General features: G+C 70.0%; 14 protein-coding genes. 8 read left to right on the top strand and 6 right to left on the bottom strand.

Going from position 1 to position 20,728, the window contains the following annotated elements; all coding sequences use genetic code 11:
• Nucleotides 1-76: 76 nt before the first annotated feature.
• The 3 genes from ACIBI5_RS19085 to ACIBI5_RS19075 all read right to left on the bottom strand — a co-directional run bounded on the left by ACIBI5_RS19085 (nt 77) and on the right by ACIBI5_RS19075 (nt 8,567).
• Complete coding sequence (locus tag ACIBI5_RS19085; protein ID WP_397248404.1) at nt 77-2,593, bottom strand: DNA translocase FtsK; 2,517 nt, start codon at nt 2,591-2,593, stop codon at nt 77-79.
• Between the two features lie 134 nt (nt 2,594-2,727).
• Nucleotides 2,728-3,354, bottom strand: coding sequence for a two-component system response regulator (locus ACIBI5_RS19080; RefSeq protein ID WP_397248402.1), 627 nt, complete (start codon nt 3,352-3,354; stop codon nt 2,728-2,730).
• On the bottom strand, nt 3,351-8,567 hold the full coding sequence (locus ACIBI5_RS19075) for a HAMP domain-containing protein (RefSeq protein WP_397248400.1): 5,217 nt from the start codon (nt 8,565-8,567) through the stop codon (nt 3,351-3,353). Before ACIBI5_RS19075 ends, ACIBI5_RS19080 begins: the two co-directional genes overlap by 4 nt.
• A gap of 95 nt (nt 8,568-8,662) precedes the next feature.
• On the opposite strand from ACIBI5_RS19075, the gene ACIBI5_RS19070 reads away from it, so the two are divergent.
• Complete coding sequence (locus ACIBI5_RS19070) at nt 8,663-11,089, top strand: SpoIIE family protein phosphatase (protein ID WP_397248398.1); 2,427 nt, start codon at nt 8,663-8,665, stop codon at nt 11,087-11,089.
• On the opposite strand, the gene ACIBI5_RS19065 is transcribed toward ACIBI5_RS19070, so the two are convergent.
• Both ACIBI5_RS19065 and ACIBI5_RS19060 read right to left on the bottom strand, forming a co-directional pair.
• Nucleotides 11,079-11,981: an aldose epimerase family protein gene (locus ACIBI5_RS19065; protein WP_397248396.1), complete on the bottom strand. Its 903-nt coding sequence runs from the start codon at nt 11,979-11,981 to the stop codon at nt 11,079-11,081. The genes ACIBI5_RS19070 and ACIBI5_RS19065 overlap by 11 nt on opposite strands.
• A complete protein-coding gene (locus ACIBI5_RS19060; RefSeq protein ID WP_397248394.1) occupies nt 11,978-12,919 on the bottom strand; it encodes a LacI family DNA-binding transcriptional regulator in 942 nt (313 codons plus the stop codon). Before ACIBI5_RS19060 ends, ACIBI5_RS19065 begins: the two co-directional genes overlap by 4 nt.
• Before the next feature lie 88 nt (nt 12,920-13,007).
• On the opposite strand from ACIBI5_RS19060, the gene ACIBI5_RS19055 reads away from it, so the two are divergent.
• Together ACIBI5_RS19055 and ACIBI5_RS19050 are read left to right on the top strand one after the other, a co-directional pair.
• Nucleotides 13,008-13,886, top strand: coding sequence for an NAD-dependent epimerase/dehydratase family protein (locus ACIBI5_RS19055; protein ID WP_397248392.1), 879 nt, complete (start codon nt 13,008-13,010; stop codon nt 13,884-13,886).
• Complete coding sequence (locus ACIBI5_RS19050) at nt 13,886-14,932, top strand: mandelate racemase/muconate lactonizing enzyme family protein (protein ID WP_397249135.1); 1,047 nt, start codon at nt 13,886-13,888, stop codon at nt 14,930-14,932. Before ACIBI5_RS19055 ends, ACIBI5_RS19050 begins: the two co-directional genes overlap by 1 nt.
• A 2-nt stretch (nt 14,933-14,934) precedes the next feature.
• On the opposite strand, the gene ACIBI5_RS19045 is transcribed toward ACIBI5_RS19050, so the two are convergent.
• Nucleotides 14,935-15,738 (bottom strand): NAD-dependent epimerase/dehydratase family protein, encoded by an 804-nt coding sequence (locus ACIBI5_RS19045; protein WP_397248390.1) that lies wholly within the window; start codon nt 15,736-15,738, stop codon nt 14,935-14,937.
• 136 nt (nt 15,739-15,874) lie between these two features.
• Here ACIBI5_RS19045 and ACIBI5_RS19040 point away from each other — a divergent pair, with 136 nt between their 5' ends.
• From ACIBI5_RS19040 to ACIBI5_RS19020, 5 genes are read left to right on the top strand one after another with little or no spacing between them, the layout of a single operon-like run.
• The gene (locus ACIBI5_RS19040; RefSeq protein ID WP_397248388.1) at nt 15,875-17,188 is read left to right on the top strand and encodes an extracellular solute-binding protein; all 1,314 of its coding nucleotides are present in this window, start codon (nt 15,875-15,877) and stop codon (nt 17,186-17,188) included.
• The gene (locus ACIBI5_RS19035) at nt 17,185-18,111 is read left to right on the top strand and encodes a carbohydrate ABC transporter permease (protein ID WP_397248386.1); all 927 of its coding nucleotides are present in this window, start codon (nt 17,185-17,187) and stop codon (nt 18,109-18,111) included. The genes ACIBI5_RS19040 and ACIBI5_RS19035 overlap by 4 nt, the downstream gene beginning before the upstream one ends.
• Nucleotides 18,108-18,965: a carbohydrate ABC transporter permease gene (locus tag ACIBI5_RS19030; RefSeq protein ID WP_184966839.1), complete on the top strand. Its 858-nt coding sequence runs from the start codon at nt 18,108-18,110 to the stop codon at nt 18,963-18,965. The genes ACIBI5_RS19035 and ACIBI5_RS19030 overlap by 4 nt, the downstream gene beginning before the upstream one ends.
• Before the next feature lie 40 nt (nt 18,966-19,005).
• On the top strand, nt 19,006-19,767 hold the full coding sequence (locus ACIBI5_RS19025; protein WP_397248384.1) for an IclR family transcriptional regulator: 762 nt from the start codon (nt 19,006-19,008) through the stop codon (nt 19,765-19,767).
• Nucleotides 19,768-19,779: 12 nt separating this feature from the next.
• Nucleotides 19,780-20,679, top strand: a complete 900-nt coding sequence (locus tag ACIBI5_RS19020) for a 5-dehydro-4-deoxyglucarate dehydratase (RefSeq protein ID WP_397248382.1) — start codon at nt 19,780-19,782, stop codon at nt 20,677-20,679.
• Nucleotides 20,680-20,728: the final 49 nt, after the last annotated feature.

The raw sequence follows: 20,728 nt of genomic DNA, 5'->3' as shown, positions 1-20,728 counted from the left end.
CAAACGCCTCCCCGCCCCCGACGTTGCGTAGTGGTCCATATTCAACCAGTAATCGCCGGGCGGGGAAGCATTGGGGTCACTCGCCGCGCAGGTCGGCCAGCAAACCCGCGAGTTCGTCGGGCTTCACCATGACCTCGCGGGCCTTGGAACCCTCGCTCGGGCCGACCACGTTCCGGCTTTCGAGCAGGTCCATGAGACGCCCGGCCTTGGCGAACCCGACGCGCAGCTTGCGCTGGAGCATCGAGGTCGAGCCGAACTGCGTGGTGACGATCAGCTCGGCCGCCTGCAGCAGCAGGTCGAGGTCGTCGCCGATGTCCTCGTCGATCTCCTTCTTGACCGTCACCGCGGCCACGTCGTCGCGGTACTCGGCCTGCATCTGCCCCTTGCAGTGCTCGACGATCGCCGCGATCTCCTTCTCGGAGACGAACGCGTTCTGGATGCGGATGGGCTTGCTCGCGCCCATCGGCAGGAACAGCGCGTCGCCCTGGCCGACGAGCTTGTCGGCGCCGGGCTGGTCGAGGATGACCCGCGAGTCGGTGAGGCTGGAGACGGCGAAGGCGAGCCTGGAGGGCACGTTGGCCTTGATCAGGCCGGTCACGACGTCCACGGAGGGCCGCTGGGTGGCGATCACCAGGTGGATGCCGGCCGCGCGGGCGAGCTGGGTGATGCGGACGATGGAGTCCTCGACGTCGCGCGGAGCGACCATCATCAGGTCGGCCAGCTCGTCCACGATCACCAGCAGGTACGGGTAGGGCTGGTAGACGCGCTCGCTGCCCGGCGGCGGCTTGAGCTGGCCCGCCCGCACGGCCTTGTTGAACTCGTCCACGTGCCGGAAACCGCTGGCCGCCAGGTCGTCGTAGCGGCGGTCCATCTCGCCCACGACCCAGTCGAGGGCCTCCGCGGCCTTCTTCGGGTTGGTGATGATCGGGGTGATCAGGTGGGGGATGCCCTCGTAGACGCTGAGTTCCACCCGCTTGGGGTCCACGAGCACCATGCGGACCTCGTCCGGGGTGGCGCGCATGAGGATGCTCGTGATCAGCCCGTTCACGCAGACGGACTTGCCGGCGCCGGTGGCGCCCGCGATGAGCAGGTGCGGCATCTTGGCGAGGTTGGCGACGATCGTGCGCCCCTCGACGTCCTTGCCCAGGCCCACGATCATCGGGTGGTGGTCGGCCTGCGCCACCTGTGCCCGCAGCACGTCGCCGAGCGCGACAAGATCCTTGTCCGCGTTGGGAATCTCCACCCCGATCGCCGACTTGCCGGGGATCGGCGACAAGATCCTGACATCCGCCGATTTAACGGCGTAAGCAATGTTTTTGGTGAGAGCGGTGACCTTTTCCACCTTCACGGCGGGCCCGAGCTCGATCTCGTACCGCGTCACCGTCGGGCCGCGCGTGAAGCCCATCACCTGCGCGTCGATCGTGAACTGCTCCAGCACGCTGGTCAGCGCGTTGACCACGACGGTGTTCGCCTTGGTCTGCGGCTTCGGCGCCGACCCCGGCTTGAGGCTCTGAAGATCCGGCAGCTGGTACGGCCCGGCCTGCGGCGACAGGACAAGTTGCTCCACCTTGCGCGGAGCCGGGCTCGGCTCCGGCAGCTCCGGCTTGCGGGCCTCCGGGCCGGCCGGCGACTCCTCCTCGTCCGTGAGCCCCGGCACGATCTCCGGCGAATGGTCGCCGCGCTTGTCCTTGTCCTTCTCCGCCAGGACCGGCGTGTCATAGGGCTTGACCAGGTCGCCGGCCTCCGGCTCGCCCGGCTTCTTGGCCCTGGTCCGCTTCTTGCCCTGGTCGCCGGGTTGCGCGGGGCCGTGCCGTTCGAACAGAAGATGCTTGAGCTCGGCCAGCCGTTCCGGAATGCGGTGGACCGGCGTGGCCGTGATCACCAGCACGCCGAAGCCCGACAGGATCAGCAGCAGCGGGATCGTGATGAACGGCGGCAGAATGCTGTGCGGCGGCGCCGAGACGATGAACCCGATGATGCCACCGGCCTCCGACACCTTGTCCATGCCGTCGGTCTTGGTCCCCGAGGGGTACGGCACGCCGTTCGCGACGTGGATGACGCCCAGCACGCCGATGAGCAGCGCGCTCCAGCCGATCACCATGCGGCCGGTGTCGGCGTTCTGGTCGGGGTGGCGCAGGAACCGCCAGGCCAGCAGCCCGAGCAGCAACGGCAGCGCCCAGGCCAGCGACCCGAACACACCCTGGACCACGGCGTTGACCACGTCGGAGACCGCGCCCCTGGCGTCGCGCCACGTCATGGCGGCCAGCACGATCGCACCCGCCAGCACCGCCAGACCCACACCGTCACGCCGATGGGCAGGGTCGAGCTCACGGGCGCTGGAGCCGAGCGCACGGGCGGCGCTGCCGATACCGTTGGCCAGCAGCATCCACAGCCCGACGATCAGCTTGCCGATCATCGTGAAGATCCAGCTGATGGGGTCCTGGTGGGTCACGGACGACTTGCGGGCCGAGCCCGTCCCCTTCGCCTTGGGGCGTCCCGCCGACGAGGACGGCCGCTTGGCAGGGGTCGCCCGCGACGAGTTCGACCGCTTCGCCGGCCCCTTCGGTGCGCTTTTCGGCGTACGGGTGGCCATGATGCCAAAGGTACGTCCCCAACCCCCGCCACGGCACAGAGGCTCGCCGTTGCGCCCGAAAAATCCCCTTTCCCCCACCCACCCCACTGGCCCCCGCCGCAACGCGAAGCCGGCACGGGTGGCGAGGGGCGAGGTCAGGGGGTGGGGTGGAGGGTGTCGAAGGCGGACTGCATGGCGTGGACCCGGTCGGCCAGGTCCTTGATGGCGTCCCTGAGGCCGTCGTCGTCCGGGACCGCCACCGTCAGCGTGGTCAGCTGGTCCTCCACGGACTTCAGGCGGTCGGCGAACGTGGTCAGCGCCTGAGCGTTGCGGGTCAGGTCGGGGTCGTTGCGGAGCAGGTCGCGCAGCAGGGCGGCCTGCTCACGCAGCATGTGGCTCTTGCGGGACAGTTCGATGAACACCGCCACCTTGCTCCGCAGCACCCACGGGTCGAAGGGTTTGGTGATGTAGTCCACGGCCCCGACGGCGTAACCGCGGAAGGCGGCGCCCGAGCCGGTGTCGGTTCCGGTGAGGAAGATGATGGGCACGTCACGGGTCTGGTCGAGGCGTTTGATGTGGGCGGCGGTCTCGAAGCCATCCATGCCGGGCATCAGCACGTCCAGCAGCACCACGGCGAAGTCGTGGCGCAGCATCAGCTTCATGGCCTCCTGCCCCGACCTGGCCTTGAACAACTGCTGCTGCAGCGGCCGTAGCACCGCCTCCAGCGCGACCAGGCTCTCGTCCTTGTCGTCGACAAGGAGGATCTTGACCTGGCGGATCATTCTGTACTCTCCTCCGCTTCGGCGACGCGCTCGCCGTCGAGCCAGCCGCGCATCACCTCCAGCAGGTGATCGAGGTCGACGGGCTTGGGAACATAGTCGGACGCGCCGCAGGCGATGGTCTTCTCCCGGTCGCCGGGCATCGCCTTGGCCGTCAGCGCGATGATCGGCAGGTCGGTGAAGCGAGGCATCTGCCGTACGACGCCGAGCGTCTCGTAGCCATCCATCTCGGGCATCATCACGTCCATGAGGACCAGGGCGATCTTCTCCTCGCGTTCGAGCGCCTCGATGCCCTCGCGGCCGTTCTCGGCGTAGATGACCTCCATGCCGAGGCGGCCGAGGACGTGGGTGAGGGCGTAGACGTTGCGGATGTCGTCGTCGACGATGAGCACCCGCTTGCCGGCGAAGGCGGCGCCGACGGGGCCGTCGACGAGCGCGCTGAGCTGGGCCGCCGACTGCCACAGCTCGTCGCCGCTGTCGACGACCGGCCATTCGGCCTGCGGCGGCGGGGCGGCCCGGGTGTCGACGGCCTTGCGCAGCGGCTCGGTGGGCAGCCACGCGGGCTCAAGAGCCGCGGGCTCGGCGCCGCCCGACTCGACGGTGACACTGGTCGCGGGGCAGACGGCGGGCACGAACAGGGTGAACGTGCTGCCGCGCCCGGGTTCGCTGACGGCGTGGATCTGGCCGCCGAGCAGCCGGGCGATCTCGCTGCTGATGGACAGGCCGAGGCCGGTGCCGCCGTACTTGCGGCTGGTGGTGCCGTCGGCCTGCTGGAAGGCGCCGAAGATGGCGGGCAGCTTGTCGGCGGCGATGCCGATGCCGGTGTCGGAGACGGCGAAGGCGATCACGTCGCCGGGCCGGGTGTGGCCGTCGTCGCCCTCGGAGGCGAAGGCGCCGACGTTGGAGACGGCCAGGCGTACCTCGCCGCTGCTGGTGAACTTGACCGCGTTCGACAGCAGGTTGCGCAGGATCTGCTGCAGCCGCCGCTCGTCGTTGAACATCTCCCGCGGTACGCCGGGGTGCACCTCGATCTCGAAGGTGAGACCCCGGTCGACGGTGAGCGGGCGGAAGGTGGCGTCGACGTAGTCGAGGACCTTGCTGAGCGACAGGTTCTCCGGTCGCACGTCCATCCGGCCGGCCTCGATCTTGGACAGGTCGAGGATGTCGTTGATGAGCTGGAGCAGGTCGCTGCCGGCGTTGTGGATCGTGGAGGCGAACTCGACCTCCTGCGCGGACAGGTTGTTCTCGGGGTTGTCGGCCAGCAGTCTGGCCAGGATGAGCAGGCTGTTGAGCGGCGTACGCAGCTCGTGGGACATGTTGGCCAGGAACTCCGACTTGTAGCGCGAGGAGGTGGCCAGCAGGTGCGCCTTCTCCTCCAGCGCGGCGTTGGAGCGGCGTAGCTCTGCCTGCTGGCGCTGGAGTTCGTCGGAACGGCCCTGCAACTGCTGGGCCAGCCGCTGCGACTCCGACAGCAGCGACTCGGTCCTGGCGTTGGCGATGATCGTGTTGATGGCCACGCCGATCGTGACCACGAACTGGTCGAAGAAGGCCAGGTGGACCTCGCTGAAGCGGCTGAAGGAGGCCAGTTCGACGACGCCGAGCACCTTGTCCTCGAACAGGATCGGCAGCACGACCACGCTGGCGGGCGCGGCCTCGCCGAGCCCGGTGTGGACCTTGATGTAGTCGGCGGGCACGTCTTCGAGCAGGATGCGCTTCTTCTCCAGCGCCGCCTGGCGGATCAGGCCGGGGCCCTCGGTGCCGGGGTCGGGGAGCACGTCGCGGTCGTGGGCGGCGCCGTACCCGGCGATGAAGGCGAGCGCGCCGCCGCGCGCGTCGAGGTCGGCGAGGTAGAACGCGCCGAACTGCGCGCTGACCAGCGGGGTGAGCTCGCGCAGGATGAGGTCGGCGACCTCGACGAGGTCGCGGTGGCCCTGCATGAGCCCGGCGATGCGGGCGAGGTTGGACTCCAGCCAGTCCTTGGCTCGGGTGGTCTCGCGCAGGTTGGCGACCATGAGGTTGACGTTGTTCTTGAGCTCGGCGACCTCGCCCTTGGCTTCGAGGCTGATGCTGCGGCTGAGGTCGCCCTGGGCGACGGCGCTGGCGACCTCGGCGATCGCGCGCACTTGGGTGGTGAGGTTGCCGGCGAGCTCGTTGACGTTCTTGGTGAGGCGTTCCCAGGTGCCGTAGACGCCTTCGACCTCGGCCTGGCCGCCGAGGCGGCCTTCTGAGCCGACCTCGCGGGCCACGCGGGTGACCTCGGAGGAGAAGGACGAGAGCGTGTCGACCATGGTGTTGATCGTGGTCTTGAGCTCCAGGATCTCGCCGCGGGCGTCCACGTCGATCTTCTTGGACAGGTCGCCGTTGGCGACGGCGGTGGCCACCTGGGCGATGTTGCGTACCTGGGAGGTGAGGTTGGAGGCCATGAAGTTGACGTTGTCGGTGAGGTCCTTCCAGACGCCGGACACGCCGCGGACCTGGGCCTGACCGCCCAGGCTGCCTTCGGTGCCGACCTCGCGGGCCACCCGGGTGACCTCGTCGGCGAAGGCGGACAGCTGGTCGACGGTGGTGTTGATGGTGTCCTTGAGCTGGAGGATCTCGCCCCGGGCGTCGACGGTGATCTTCTTGGACAGGTCGCCGTTGGCGATGGCCGTGGTGACGACGGCGATGCTGCGTACCTGGGAGGTGAGGTTGGAGGCCATGAAGTTGACGTTGTCGGTCAGGTCCTTCCAGACGCCGGACACGCCCCGGACCTGCGCCTGACCGCCCAGGCGGCCCTCGGTGCCCACCTCGCGGGCCACCCGGGTCACCTCGTCGGCGAACGCGGACAACTGGTCGACCATCGTGTTGATGGTGTCCTTGAGCTGGAGGATCTCGCCCCGGGCGTCGACGGTGATCTTCTTGGACAGGTCTCCCTCGGCGATGCCGGTGGTGACCTGGGCGATGTTGCGTACCTGGGAGGTGAGGTTGTCGGCCATGAAGTTGACGTTGTCGGTCAGGTCCTTCCAGACGCCCGAGACGCCCTTCACCACCGCCCGCCCGCCGAGCTGGCCCTCCGTGCCGACCTCGCGGGCCACGCGGGTGACCTCGTCGGCGAAGGAGGAGAGCTGGTCGACCATGGTGTTGATGGTGTTGGTCAGCTCCAGGATCTCGCCCTTCACCTCCACGGTGATCTTCCGCGACAGGTCGCCCTGGGCCACGGCCGTGGCCACCTGGGCGATGGAGCGCACCTGGGTGGTCAGGTTGTCGGCCATGAAGTTGACGTTGTCCGTGAGGTCCTTCCAGACGCCGGACACGCCCCGGACCTGGGCCTGACCGCCCAGGCGGCCCTCGGTGCCCACCTCGCGGGCCACCCGCGTCACCTCGGCGGCGAACGCGGACAGCTGGTCCACCATCGTGTTGACGGTGTCCTTGAGCTGCAGGATCTCGCCCTTCACGTCAACGGTGATCTTCCGCGACAGGTCACCCTGGGCCACGGCGGTGGCCACGGTGGCGATGTCGCGTACCTGCGTGGTCAGGTTGGAGGCCATGAAGTTGACGTTGTCGGTCAGGTCCTTCCAGACGCCCGAGACGCCCTTCACCACCGCCCGGCCGCCCAGCTGGCCCTCCGTGCCCACCTCGCGGGCCACCCGCGTCACCTCGTCGGCGAACGCGGACAGCTGGTCCACCATCGTGTTGATGGTGTCCTTCATCTGCAGGATCTCGCCGCGCGCGTCCACGGTGATCTTCTTGGACAGGTCGCCGTTGGCCACGGCCGTGGTGATCTGGGCGATCGAGCGCACCTGGGAGGTGAGGTTGTCGGCCATGAAGTTGACGTTGTCGGTCAGGTCCTTCCACGTGCCCGAGACCCCGCGCACGTCGGCCCGGCCGCCGAGCTGGCCCTCCGTGCCCACCTCGCGGGCGACCCGCGTCACCTCGCTGGCGAAGGCCGACAGCTGATCGACCATCGTGTTGATGGTGTCCTTGAGCTGCAGGATCTCACCGCGGGCGTCGACGGTGATCTTCCGCGAGAGGTCGCCCTGCGCGACCGCGGTCGTCACCTGCGCGATCGAGCGCACCTGCGTCGTCAGGTTGGAGGCCATGAAGTTGACGTTGTCGGTGAGGTCCTTCCACGTGCCGGAGACGCCCTTCACCTCGGCCCGGCCGCCGAGCTGGCCCTCGGTGCCGACCTCGCGGGCCACCCGCGTCACCTCGTCGGCGAACGCGGACAGCTGGTCCACCATCGTGTTGATGGTGTCCTTGAGCTGCAGGATCTCGCCCCGGGCGTCCACGGTGATCTTCTTGGACAGGTCGCCGTTGGCCACGGCCGTCGTCACCTGCGCGATCGAACGCACCTGCGTCGTCAGGTTCGACGCCATGAAGTTGACGTTGTCGGTGAGGTCCTTCCACACCCCGCTCATCCCGCGCACCTGCGCCTGACCGCCCAGGCGGCCCTCGGTGCCGACCTCGCGGGCCACCCGCGTCACCTCGTCGGCGAACGCGGACAGCTGATCGACCATCGTGTTCACGGTGAGCTTGAGCTCCAGCAGCTCGCCGGTGGCCTCGACCGTCACCTGCCGGGTCAGGTCGCCCCTGGCCACGGCGGTCGTGACCACCGCGATGTCGCGCACCTGCGCGGTCAGCCGCCCGGCCATGGCGTTGACCGCCTCGGTCACGTCGCGCCAGCTGCCCTGCATGCCCTGCACCTTGGCCCGGCCGCCCAGACGGCCCTCGGTGCCCACCTCGCGGGCCACCCGGGTCACCTCGCCGGAGAACAGCGCGAGCTGGTCGACCATGCGGTTGACGGCCTTGCCCATCAGCCGCAGCCCGCCGCGCAGCGGCCGGCTGTCCTCCTGCAGGTCGACGCGCTGCGACAGGTCGCCGTCCGCGACGGCGTTGAGCACCCGGGTGGCCTTGGCGGCCGGGATCACCAGGGCGTCGATGAGCGAGTTGACCGCGGTGACGTTGCCCGCCCAGGAGCCGGCCCCCTGACTGGGGCTGATCCGCTCGTCGAGGTGGCCCTGCCTGGCGACCTCGGTGCGGACCCTGTTCAGCTCTCTGGACATGTGCTCGTTGCGCTCGACCACCTGGTTGAACGCGACCGCGAGCTCCGCCAGGACCGGGTCGTCCGGCACCGGCAGCCTGCTGCGGAAGTTGCCGTCGCGCAGGCCGTGCAGGGCGACGAGTAACGGGCGCAGATCGGCGGATTGGAGCGCTCCAGGAGCAAGCGATGTGACCATGGCCGCCTTCTTCGCAACTGGAAGTATCAGCGGCTTCAGTCTGCCACTCTGAGTGTGACCGAACTGCCACATCGAGTGATGTTCTAGGAAGACGCGTGGACGCCGCCCGGGTTACGAGCACGGCCTTCGACGGGACGCCCCATGCCCCGGCCGCGGCACGCCGCTTCGTGCGTGACGTTCTCGCCGAATGGCACCTCAGCCACGTCGAAGCGGACGCGGTGCTGCTGACCAGCGAACTCGTCACCAACGCCGTCGTCCACGCGGGCACGGCGATCGAGCTGACCTGCCGCCTCGACGAGGCCGCCACCCCGCCGCGGCTGGAGATCGAGGTGGACGACCACCACCCCTCGCGCACGGTCCAGTCCACCGGTGCCCTGGCCACCTCCGGCCGCGGTCTGGCGCTGGCCGGGATGCTGGCCGACGCGTGGGGGGTCACCTACTCCCGCTCGGCCAAACGCGTGTGGGTGCGCCTGGACCTCATGGACGACGACGGTACGCGGGAGACGGGCGGGCCACCGGCCGCCGCCCCCGCGATCGCCGCCGCGCCCGTGGAGTCGCTGCACGTGGGGGTGATCGTGGCCGACGCCCACGGCCGCGTGCTGCTGTGGAACCCGGAAGCCGAGGCGCTGCTCGGCCGGCCGGCGAGCGAGGCGGTCGGGATGACGCTGGCCGAACTGGTCGCCTGGCGCGGCCACGGCGGCTACGCGCTGACGCTGGACGACATGCTCGGCCTGGGCCGCTGGCGCGGGGCGTCGTGGATGCGTCACCGCGACGGCCGCCTGGTTCCCGTGTACGTCTCCCATCTGCGTACCGGCGGGCGGGCGAGTGACCGCCGGGTGGTGTGGATGGTGGTGGCCGAGGACCACCGCTACGTCCTGGCGCCGCCGTCCACGCCGCTCAGGCGCGAGGCGGGCGAGCGGATCATGGAGGTGCTCGGGCGCGCCCGTCCGCTGACGGAGCGCCTGCAGGCCACGGCCCAGGTGATCCAGGCCTCGTCCGGGGCGGACGCCGCGTACGTGCTGGTCAGGAGCGAGCACGACGACGGCTTCGCCGTGGCGGGCGGCGCGGGCGCGACGGCGGGGCCGGTGAGGGTGCTGGGCGCGGGGGTGTTCTCGCGATCGGGCGCGAGCCCGAGCATGGTGGACGATCTGCTGAGCACGGACGTGGAGCTGGCGCGGCAGCTGCACGCCAGGTCGCTGGCGTGCGCGCCCCTGCGCACGGCCGGTGAGGTCCACGGCTATCTCGTGGTGACCGCGACCGAGCCGGGCCGCTTCGACAGCGCGCTGGCCGCCGGGCTCCAGCACGTCGCCGACCAGGTCGCCCTGCACGTGGAGCGGGAACGGCTGGCCGAAAGCGACCGCGCGCACCGGGGCCGGCTGTCGTTCCTGGCAGAGGCGGGCGAACTGCTGGCCGGCGTGCACGACGAGGAGCTGATCGCGGCGCTGGCGGCCCAGCTCGTGGTGCCCAAGCTCGCCCAGTGGGCGGCGGTGTATCTGACCGATCTGTCGGGCGCGACCCGTCTGGCCCATGTCTGGCACTGCGAGGAGCGGCACAACGCCGAGCTGCGCCGCGTGCTGCCGGCCAGGCCGCAGCCGGAGCTGGGCGAGACCGACTGGCCTCCTGGGGCGGCGACGGTGCTGTCGTTCCCGCTGCTGACCGGCGACAGGTCGCTCGGGGCGCTGGTGCTCGGCCGGGCCGAGCCGATGCTCTCCCACGAGCTGGCCGACCTGCTGGCCGACCTGTGCCGGCTGGTGGCGCTCAACCTGCACACCGCCATGCTCTACGCCCGCCAGGAGAGCACCTCGCGGGTCCTGCAGCGCAGCCTCCTGCCGGTGACCACCTCCTCGATGCCCGGCCTGGAGTCGGCGGTGGTCTACGAGCCGGCCGAGGAGGGCGCGGACGTGGGGGGCGACTTCTACGACCTGTTCGCGGTCGGCGACCGGTGGTGTTTCGCGCTGGGCGACGTCTGCGGCAGCGGTCCTGAGGCGGCGGCGGTGACCGGTCTGGCCCGCCACGCCGTACGCCTGCTGGCCAAGGAGCGCTATCCGATCGCGGCGATACTCGACCGGCTCAACGCGACGTTGATCGACGAGGCGGAGGAGGGCCGGTTCCTGAGCCTGCTGTGCGGGGAGCTGACGCCGCTGCCGCAGGGCGGCGCGCGCTGCGCGATCGCCTCGGCCGGGCATCCGCCGCCGCTGGTGCTGCGCGCGAACGGCGTGGTCGAGACGGTCGCCGCGCCGCAGCTGCTGCTGGGCATCGAAGGCTCGGCGGAGTTCTTCGACGAGAGCTTCGAGCTGGCTCCCGGCGACGTGCTGCTGTGCGTGACCGACGGGGTGACCGAGCGGCGCGAGGGCAAGCGGCTGCTGGACGACGACGACGGGCTGGCGAGGTTGCTGGCCACGTGCGGAGGACTGAGCGCGCACGCGGTCGCCGAGCGGGTACGGCACGCCGTCGACACCTTCGCCGCCGAGCCGTCCCGCGACGACCTGGCGGTGCTGGTGCTGAAGGCGGTCAGGCCGTGAAGCGGTAGGTGGTGCTCGACTCCATGCGCTCGCCCGGCCGCAGCACGGTCGAGGGGAAGCGCGGCTGATTGGGCGAGTCGGGGAAGTGCTGCGTCTCCAGGCAGAACCCGGAGAACGGCCCGTACGGCGTGGCCGTCGGGTCGAGCATGCCGCCGGCGTAGAACTGCAGGCCCGGCTCGGTGGTGGCGACCTCCATGGCCAGCCCGGAGATGGGTTCGACGACCCGGACGCCGCCGTCGAGGACGAAGCAGTGGTCGTAGGCGGCGCCGTACCTCTGCCCGATGACCGTCGGGGTGGTGAAGTCGAACGGGGTGTCGCGCACGGACGCGAGCTCGCCCGTGGGGATCTTGCCGCCGTCGACGGGCAGGTAGCGGCCGGCGTCGACGCGCAGGATGTGGCCGCGGACGTCGCCGCCGCCGGCGAGGTTGAAATAGGTGTGGTTGGTGAGGTTGACGACGGTGGGGGCGTCGGCGACCGCGGTGTAGTCGAGGCGGAGCGCGTCGCCGTCGAGGGTGTAGGTGACGGTGGCGGTGAGCTCGCCCGGGTAGCCCTGGTCGCCGTCGGGGCTGGTGAGGCTGAGGGTCACGGACTTCGGGGAGGTTCGCGCGACGGCCCAGTCGTGCTTGTCGAAGCCCTTGAAGCCGCCGTGCAGGCTGTTGGCGCCGTTGTTGACGGGCAGGGTGTGCTCGACGCCGTCGAGGACGAAGCGGCCGCCGGCGATGCGGTTGGCGTAGCGGCCGACGACGGCGCCGAAGTAGCGGCTGCGGGTGAGGTAGTCGGCGGGGTCGTCCAGGCCGAGCACGACGTTGACGCCGCCGACCTCCAGCGACTGCAGGACGGCGCCGTAGGGCAGCACGCGGGCGCGCAGCGCGCCGGACGCCAGCTCGATCATCTGGGGGCCTCTCCGGTGGATTCGCGGACGATGAGCGCGGTCGGCAGCTTGACGGGCCCGGTCTCCGCGCCCAGGAGCAGGTCGACGGCGGCGCGTCCGGCGGCTTCCGTGGGCATGGCCACGGTGGTGAGCTTGGGCCGGTTGAGCCGGCCCGGCAGGATGTCGTCGACGCCGACCACGCTCACGTCGGCCGGCACGCGTACGCCGAGGTCGGCCAGGCCCTCGATGAGGCCGAGCGCGACCAGGTCGTTGTAGGCGAGCACGCCGGTGGCGCCGGAGTCGGCGACGGCGCGGGCGGCGGCGATGCCGCCCTGCTCGGTGGGCTGGTTGGGCCCGATGACCGGCACGTCCCCGGCGGCGACGCGCATCTCCTCGCTGGTCCACGAGCCGGCCGGGCCCCTGACGTAGGCCAGGCGGCGGTGGCCGAGGCCGCGCAGGTGCTCCAAGGCGAGCGCGGCGCCCCGGGCGACGTCCATGAGGACCCAGGGCAGGCCCTCGACCTGGCGGTTGACGACGACGAACGGCACGTCTTCCGCCAGCCGGACGATCTGGTCGTTGGCCAGGCGCGGGCTGCACAGGATGACGCCGTCGACCTGTTTGGCGAGGGTGCGGAGCAGCTCTTCCTCTGCCCTGGGGTCCTCGTCGGTGTCGGCGACGAACACGTGGTAGTCGTGGCTCCTGGCGTGGCTCTGGGCGGCCTTGATCAGCGGCGGGAAGAACGGGTTGGCGATGTCGGCGACGATCAGGCCGAGGTTCATGGTGCGGCCGGTGGTGAGGGCGCGCGCGGCCCGGTTGGGCCGGTAGCCGAGCTGGTCGGCGGCGGCCAGGACGCGGTCGCGGGTGGCCGGGTTGACCAGGTGCGGGGCGGAGAAGCTGCGGGAGACCGTCGAGACGTGCACTCCGGTGGCGCGGGCCACGTCTCTGATCGTCACCGCCATGGCGTTCCCCCTGCAAACGGTTGCCCACAAACCTTGACGGTTGCGATTGCGGCCGTCAAGGTCAATGCAACCGTTTGCTTTAGGAGAGATGATGACGCGTACGCTCGTGACCGGGAGCGCGGGCAGGCTCGGCCGTAGCGTGGTGAGCGCCCTCGCCGCGGCGGGACACGAGGTGATCGGCATCGACCAGGCGCCCGGCACGCCCGCGCAGGCCGCGGCCACGCTGCCCGCCGACCTGACGGACCTGGGCGAGGCGTTCGAGGTCATGACGCGGTTCCGGCCCGGCGCGGTGGTGCATCTGGCGGCGATCGCGGTGCCGTTCAGCAGGAGCGACGCGGTCACCTTCAAGGTCAACAGCCAGCTCGCGTTCAACGTCTGCCAGAGCGCCGTCCGCTCCGGCGTCGAGCGCGTCGCCGTCGCCAGCAGCCCCACGGTCATCGGGTACGGCACGCCCGGCTGGACCCCGTCGTACCTGCCGATCGACGAGGCGCACCCGCTGGCCCCGTGGAACGCCTACGGCGTGTCCAAGCAGGTGGCCGAGGAGGTCGTCAAAGGCTTCGCGCGCACCGCGCGGACCCGGCTGGCCGTCTTCCGCCCCTGCTACGTCGTGGCGCCCGAGGAGTGGGAGGGCGCGCCCACGCAGCAGGGACACACCATGGCCGAGCGCCTCGACCGGCCCGAGCTGGCCGGAGTCTCCCTGTTCAACTACATCGACGCGCGCGACGCGGCCGACTTCGTGATCACCCTGCTGGAGCGGCTGCCGGACATCCCCAACGGGGAGGTGTTCTTCGCCGGCGCCGCCGACGCGCTCACCCGCGAGCCCTTGTCGGAGGTGCTGCCCAAAGTGGTGCCGAGCACGGCCGGGCTGGCCGACACGGTGGGCGAGACGGTCTTCTCCTGCGGCAAGGCCGAGCGGATGCTCGGGTGGCGGGCCGCGCGCAGCTGGCGGACGGAGCTGGCCTCGTGATCACCGACGTCGTCGTCTCGCCGCGCACCGTCCCGCTGCGCCGTCCTTGGGGCGCCGACGTGCCCTCCAACCACCTGCTCAAGGTCGAGGTACGGCTGGCCGACGGCCGCACCGGCACCGGGTTCTCCTGGACGCCGCAGATCGGGGCGCGAGCCGTACAGGCGCTGCTGGAGAACGAGGTGCGTGCCTTCGTCGCCGGCCGCGAGCCCGACCCCGGCGTGCTGTGGGACCTGCTGTGGCGGCACCTGCGCGAGGCCGGCGGCGGCGGGCTGACCACGATCGCGATGGCCGGGGTGGACCTCGCGCTGTGGGACCTGCGCTGCGCCGGTACGAGCCTGCCCGACGCGCTGGGCCGGCGGCGCGCGTCGGTGCCCGTCTACGGCAGCGGCGTCAACATCCACTACAGCCTGGACGAGCTCGTCGCGCAGGCCGGGCGGTGGAAGGCGGCCGGGTACCCGGGAGTCAAGGTCAAGGTGGGGCGGCCCTCGCTGGCCGAGGACGTGCGCCGGGTGGCGGCGGTGCGGGAGGTCGTCGGGCCGGACGTCCTGCTCATGGTCGACGCCAACCAGCGGTGGGATCTGCCGTCCGCGCGGCGGGCGATCGCGGCGCTGGCCGAGTTCGGGCTGTACTGGGTGGAGGAGCCGCTGCCGGCCGACGACATCGGGGCGCAGGCCCGGCTGCGGGAGTCGGTGCCGGTGCCGATCGCGGTGGGCGAGAGCGCGTACACCGTCTACGACTTCCGCGACCTGCTGGTGGCCGGGGCCTGTGACGTGGTGCAGCCGAACGTGGTGCGGGTGGGCGGGCTGACGCCGCTGCTGCGGATCGCGGAGCTGGCCCGGACCTTCGATGTCCCGACTTTTCCGCATCTGCTGCCGGAGGTGTCAGGGCAGGTGGCCATGGCGTTGCCGCTGCCGTGCATGGTGGAGGAGGTGGAGGACGCCTCGTTCGCGGCCCTGGGGGTGCTGGCGGAGCCGTACCCGGTGGAGATCGTGGACGGGGAACTGCGCACGGCGGGGAACCCGGGGCTCGGCCTGGTCTGGCGCTGAGCTCACCAGGCTTCGCCCAGGGGTTTGATGCTGAACATGCCGCCCGCCCTGTCGTGGAGCGGTTCGGTGAGGTCGGGCTCGCCCTGGGCGGCGAGGATCGGGGCGGCGTAGGTCTCGGAGTCGTCGTGGGAGACGTAGCCGATGGCCTGGGCCTCCTCCAGCGACCACCAGCGGCGGGCGTTGTCGGAGACGCCCCACACCACGTGGTAGCCGGGCGCGGTCAGCGCCGCCTCGACCAGGCGGGTCAGGTCGCCGGGCGAGATCCAGGTGGCCAGACCGCGGGTGTCGCCGGAGGCGTCGTTGCAGGTGCCGAGCCTGATCACGGTGACGTTCATGCCGAAGCGGTCGTGGTAGAGGCTGCCGAGGGCCTCCATGACGACCTTGCTGACGCCGTAGAAGGTGTCGGGGCGGGGGAAGGCGTAGTCGGGCAGGTCCTCGCCGGTGACGGGGCGGGTGTGGAACCCGGCCGCGTGGTGGCTGCCGACCAGGACCACGTGGTTCACGCCTTCCTTCCTCGCCGCCTCCAGCAGGGCGTGGGTGCCGTTGATGTTGGCCTGGACGATGTCGGCCCACGGGTGCTCGCGGCTCTGGCCGCCCAGGTGCAGGACGGCGTCCACGCCTTTCATCGCCGCGGCCAGCGCGGGCTCGTCGTTGAGGTCGGCCCGCGTGAACTCCTCGCCGGGACCCAGCTCGCCGGGCGGCAGCGGGTGCAGGTCGGACAGGCGGACGGTCCTGGACGGGCGGGCGAGGCGGGGCCGGAGGAGGGTGCCGACCTTCCCGGCGGCCCCCGTGACGAGGATGCGCATGAGGACTGTTGTACACAAGTCTGATCGAAATTCACATCCTTGAATATTGACCGTGACACGGGTGCGTCGTTACGTTCACATGAACCAGCTCCACATTTGGAGAACACGTCCACATACGTGAACAGGAGGCGGTCTGATGTCTCGCAACCTGATCGGGGCCGGCGTTGCCATGGCTCTGGCCGTAACAGTGGTGGGTTGTGGATCGCAGTCAGGCTCCGGCACCGGTACGGACGCCCTCGAGATCTGGATCCGTCAGGTGCCCAACTCCCCGTCGCACAAGACCGCCCAGAAGTTCGTGGCGGAGTTCGAGAAGGCCAGCGGCGTCAAGACCAAGCTCGTCTCCCTGTTCGACGACTTCGAGACGAAGCTCCAGCAGCAGGCCCAGGCCAAGGACCTGCCGGACGTGGTCATCAACGACACCGCCCGGCTGGGCAACATGCAGCACCAGGGCTGGCTGCGCGAGGTCGACAAGGCCAAGCTGGCCGGCCAGGACAAGGTCACCGAACTGGCGTGGAAGGCGGCCGCGGCGGGCGACGGCAAGCACTACGCGGCGCCGTTCTCCGCGCAGTCGTTCGCACTGATCATCCGCAAGGACTGGCGCGAGAAGCTCAAGCTGGAACCGCCCAAGACCTGGGAAGACCTGGCCGCGCTCGCCAAGGCGTTCACCGAGAAGGACCCCGACGGCGACGGCACGGCCAACACCTACGGCTTCGTCGCCCCGGCCGGAACCAAGCGCGGCTACGCCTCGTGGTACGTCTCCTCGCTCGTCTACGCCAACGGCGGCGACTTCATCAAGGCCGACGGCGGCGGCAAGTTCAGCTCCAGCGTCAGCGACCCCAAGACGGTCGAGGCGGTCAAGTGGATGCAGGACCAGTTCTGCACCGCCAAGACCGTCAACCCCGGCGCGGTCAGCAACGACACCACCGTCACCCACACGGTGTTCGAGAAGGGCCAGGGCGGCATCTACCTGGTCGGGCCCTACGTCCTGGCCCGCTTCGTCAAGAGCGTGGGCGACGACAAGATCGAGGTCGTCCAGGTGCCCAAGGGCCCGTCCGGCGGACCCGGCACGCTCGGCGAGGGCGAGAACGTCTACCTGATGGCCGGCTCCACGATGGAGCCCGAGCAGCAGAAGTTCGCCGAGTACGCCATTTCCGTCGCCGGCCAGAAGATCGGCATGAACGGCGACAACGAGGGCCCGATCGTCCGCCTGCCCGTCAACCAGGGGGTGGACCTCGCGGCCGAGCGCAAGGACCCGCGCTGGAAGGTCTTCGCCGACGCCTACCCGAGCGCCGTCTACACGCCGCCGGTGCCCGACTGGACGCCGTTCCGCCAGAAGGCCGCCGACGCCATCAACGCCGCCTGGGCCGACTGCGGCAAGGACGTCAAGGCGACGCTGGACGAGCTCAACACCACGTTCACCACGGAACTGACGACCCAGAAAGCGTCATGACCGCCACGTTGTCGCCCCCGCGCACGGGGACCGAGCCGCGCCGCCGCCACAAGCGGATCCGGCGGCGCGGAGCGCTGGTCCCCTGGCTGTTCCTCACTCCGGCCCTGCTGCTGTTCCTGTACTTCAAGTTCATCCCGATCTTCGTGATGATGAAGGACAGCTTCTTCGAGGTCCGGCCCTTCCTCGGCAACCGCTGGGTCGGGCTGGAGAACTACGAGAACGCCCTCACCGACAGCGCCTTCACCTCGGCCATGTGGCACAGCGCGGTGCTGGCCCTCCTGACCACGGCCGGCTCGATCGTGCTCGGGCTGGTGCTGGCCCTGCTGGTCGAGGGCCCCGCCCGCTATCTGTGGTTCGTCAGGACCGCGGCGTTCCTGCCGGTCGTGACCACGATCGCGGCGGTCGCCGAGGTCTGGCGGATCATGTACCACCCGGGCCCCGACGGCCTGCTCAACACCGTGGCCGGCTGGGTGGGCATCGGGCCCCTGTCGTTCCTGTCCAGCGAGGACAGCTCGCTCTGGTCGATCATGGTGATGATGATCTGGCGCGGCGCGCCGTACGACATGATGATCTTCGTCGCGGGGCTGGTCGGCGTGGACCGCACGCTCTACGAGGCGGCGGCCGTGGACGGGGCGACCGTGTGGCAGCGGTTCTGGCGGGTGACGCTGCCCGCGCTGCGGCCGGTGTTCTGGATCCTGTTCACGCTGGCGGCCATCCGCGGGCTGCGCGTGTTCGTCGAGGTGTACGTGCTGACGAACGGCGGGCCGAACGGCTCCTCCGAGGTGCTCATGACGCTGATCTACAAGGAAGGCCTGCAGAACAACCGCTTCGGGCTCGCCTCCGCCGCCTCCGTCGTCCTGTTCCTGGCGACGCTGCTGCTGACCGTGATCGTCCAGGTGCTGCGCAGAAGGCAGGCGCGATGAGGTTCGACAGCACGCTCGGACTGGAGAGCAAGCGCGGGCCGCTCGCGGTCACGCTCAAGACCATCCTGTACGCCGCCATCGTCATCGTCTTCCTCGGGCCACTCGTCGGCCTGCTGATCAACGCCTTCGGCGCGGTGCCCGACCCGACCCGCTTCTCCCTGCCCGACAGCTTCTCCCTGGACAACTTCATCCAGGCGGGCAACCGCAAGGTCTTCCTCTACCTGCTGAACTCGTTCGTGGTCGTCGGGTTCGGGCTGCTGCTGCAGATGATCGTGAGCGTCTTCGCCGCGTACGCGCTGGCCCGCAAGAAGTTCCGCGGGATGACGGTCGTGCTGCTGCTCATGCTGGTCACGATGATGATCCCGGAAGAGGTCATCATCCTGCCGCTGTCGGCGGTGCTCGGCGAACTGCCGCTCATCGGGACCCGGCTCATCGGCACGTACGCCGGGATGATCCTGCCCATCGGCGCCTGGGGCTTCTCCATCCTGGTCATGACCGAGTTCATGAAGGAGGTCCCGGTCGAGCTGGAAGAGGCGGCCAGGATCGACGGCGCGGGCGAGATGCGGACGTTCTTCACGATCATCCTGCCGCTGTGCCGGCCCGCGATCGGCGTGATCGGGGTGTTCGGCTTCACCATGATCTGGGACCAGTACGTGCTGCCGCTGATCGTGGCCACGGACTCCGACCAATGGACCCTGCCCATCGCGCTGCGCTCGCTGCGTTCCGACGAGGAGGTCGGGATCGGCGTCCTGCTGGCCGCTTCGCTGCTGGCGCTGCTTCCTTCGATCATCGCGTTCCTGGCGTTCCAGCGGCAGTTCATGCGCGGTCTGACCAGCGGTGCCATCAAGGGTTAAGTGTCCATGTATATGAACGCCATCCAATATCCTGGACCCTATGGAGTCCTCGATGGTCAAGTCAGCCGAGCGAACGGTTCGCATCCTGGAGACGCTCGCCGCGTCCCCGGACCGCCTCTCCCTGTCGGAACTGCAGACACAGACCGGCTTCCCCCGCAGCAGCCTGCACGCGCTCATGCGCACCCTGGTCGAGCTGAAGTGGGTGGAGACGGACGGCGCCAAGTCGGCCTTCGGCATCGGCCCGCATGCCCTGCTCACGGGGACGGCGTACCTGGACAAGGACCAGGCTCTTCCCTTCGCGCTGGAGACCCTGGACGACCTGCGCGACGAGATCGGGCACACCGTGCACTTCGCCCGGCGCGACGGCGCGCACGTGCTCTACCTGGCCACGCGCGAGGGCCGCAGGACACACCGCGTGATACCGCGCGTCGGCCGCCGGCTGCCCGCCCACGTGACCGCGCTCGGCCAGGCGCTGCTCGCCCAGCTGACCTACGACGAGGTCACGGACCTGCTGCCGGACGAGCTGGTCGGCTACACGCCGCACACGCTGACCGACCACGGGAAGCTGGCCAAGGAACTGGAGCAGGTCCGCACACGTGGGTGGGCGCTCGAAAGCGAGCAAGGGACCCCTGGTGTGAAGTGCGTCGCGGTCGCGGTCGACTACCGCATCCCCGCGACCGATGCCATCAGCTGCTCGATGCCCACCGACCTGGACGACGACAAGCTCGACAAGGTCATCGACGCCGTGATCCGGCACACACGCAAACTGATTGCCACCCTGCGCAGGGAGGGCATTCGCTAGAAAGGACCGTACATGCGTCTTGATGGTGTTCTCTTCTTCCCGGTGACCCCCTTCGGAGCCGACGGCGACGTGGCGGAGACAGTGCTCGCCGAGCACGTCGCGCGAGGGGTCGCGGCCGGGGCGGGAGGAGTGTTCACCGCGTGCGGCACCGGCGAGTTCAACGCGCTGGACCTGGCCGACTACACGCGGGTCGTCAAGACGAGCGTCGCGGCGACGGCGGGCAACGTGCCCGTCTTCTCCGGCGCGGGCGGCGTCTCCGGGCGCGCCTACGCGCGGGCCGCCGCCGAGAGCGGCGCCGACGGGCTGCTGCTCTTCCCGCCCTACCTCGTCTCCTCCCCCACACAAGGTCTCGTCCGGTACGTCAAGGACGTGGCGGCCGAGACGGATCTGCCGCTGATCGTCTACCAGCGCGGCACCGCCCGGTTCACGCCCGAGGCGGTGGCCGAGCTGGCCTCGCTGCCCAACGTGATCGGGTTCAAGGACGGGCTCGGGGACCTTGATCTGCTTCAGCGGATCATCCTCACCGTCCGGCAGGCCACTGACCGGGACTTCACGTTCTTCAACGGGATGCCGACGGCGGAGCTGACCGTACCCGCCTATCGCGGGCTGGGGGTGACGCTCTACTCCAGCGCGGTGTTCGCGTTCGCGCCGGAGATCGCCCTCGCCTTCTACAAGGCGGTGACCGGCGGGGACGAGGAGTTGACCCGGGCTCTGCTCACCCGGTTCTATCTGCCGTTGGTCCGGCTGCGGGATGTTCAGGCCGGGTATGCGGTTTCGCTGGTCAAGGCCGGTGTTCGGCTGCGTGGGCTGGATGTGGGGGGTGTACGGCTGCCGCTGCTGGATCCCGCTCCTGAGCATGTGGCGGAGCTTGAGCGGATCATCGCGGCTGGGTTGGAGCTGGCGGGGGCCTGACCGGTGTTGCGTTCTGGCTTTCGCGTTGACCGGTTGGTGTTCGCTTTGA

The sequence above is a fragment of the Nonomuraea sp. NPDC050540 genome (assembly GCF_044457485.1).
GTDB lineage: Bacteria > Actinomycetota > Actinomycetes > Streptosporangiales > Streptosporangiaceae > Nonomuraea.
This window is presented reverse-complemented; position numbering and strand designations above follow the sequence as displayed.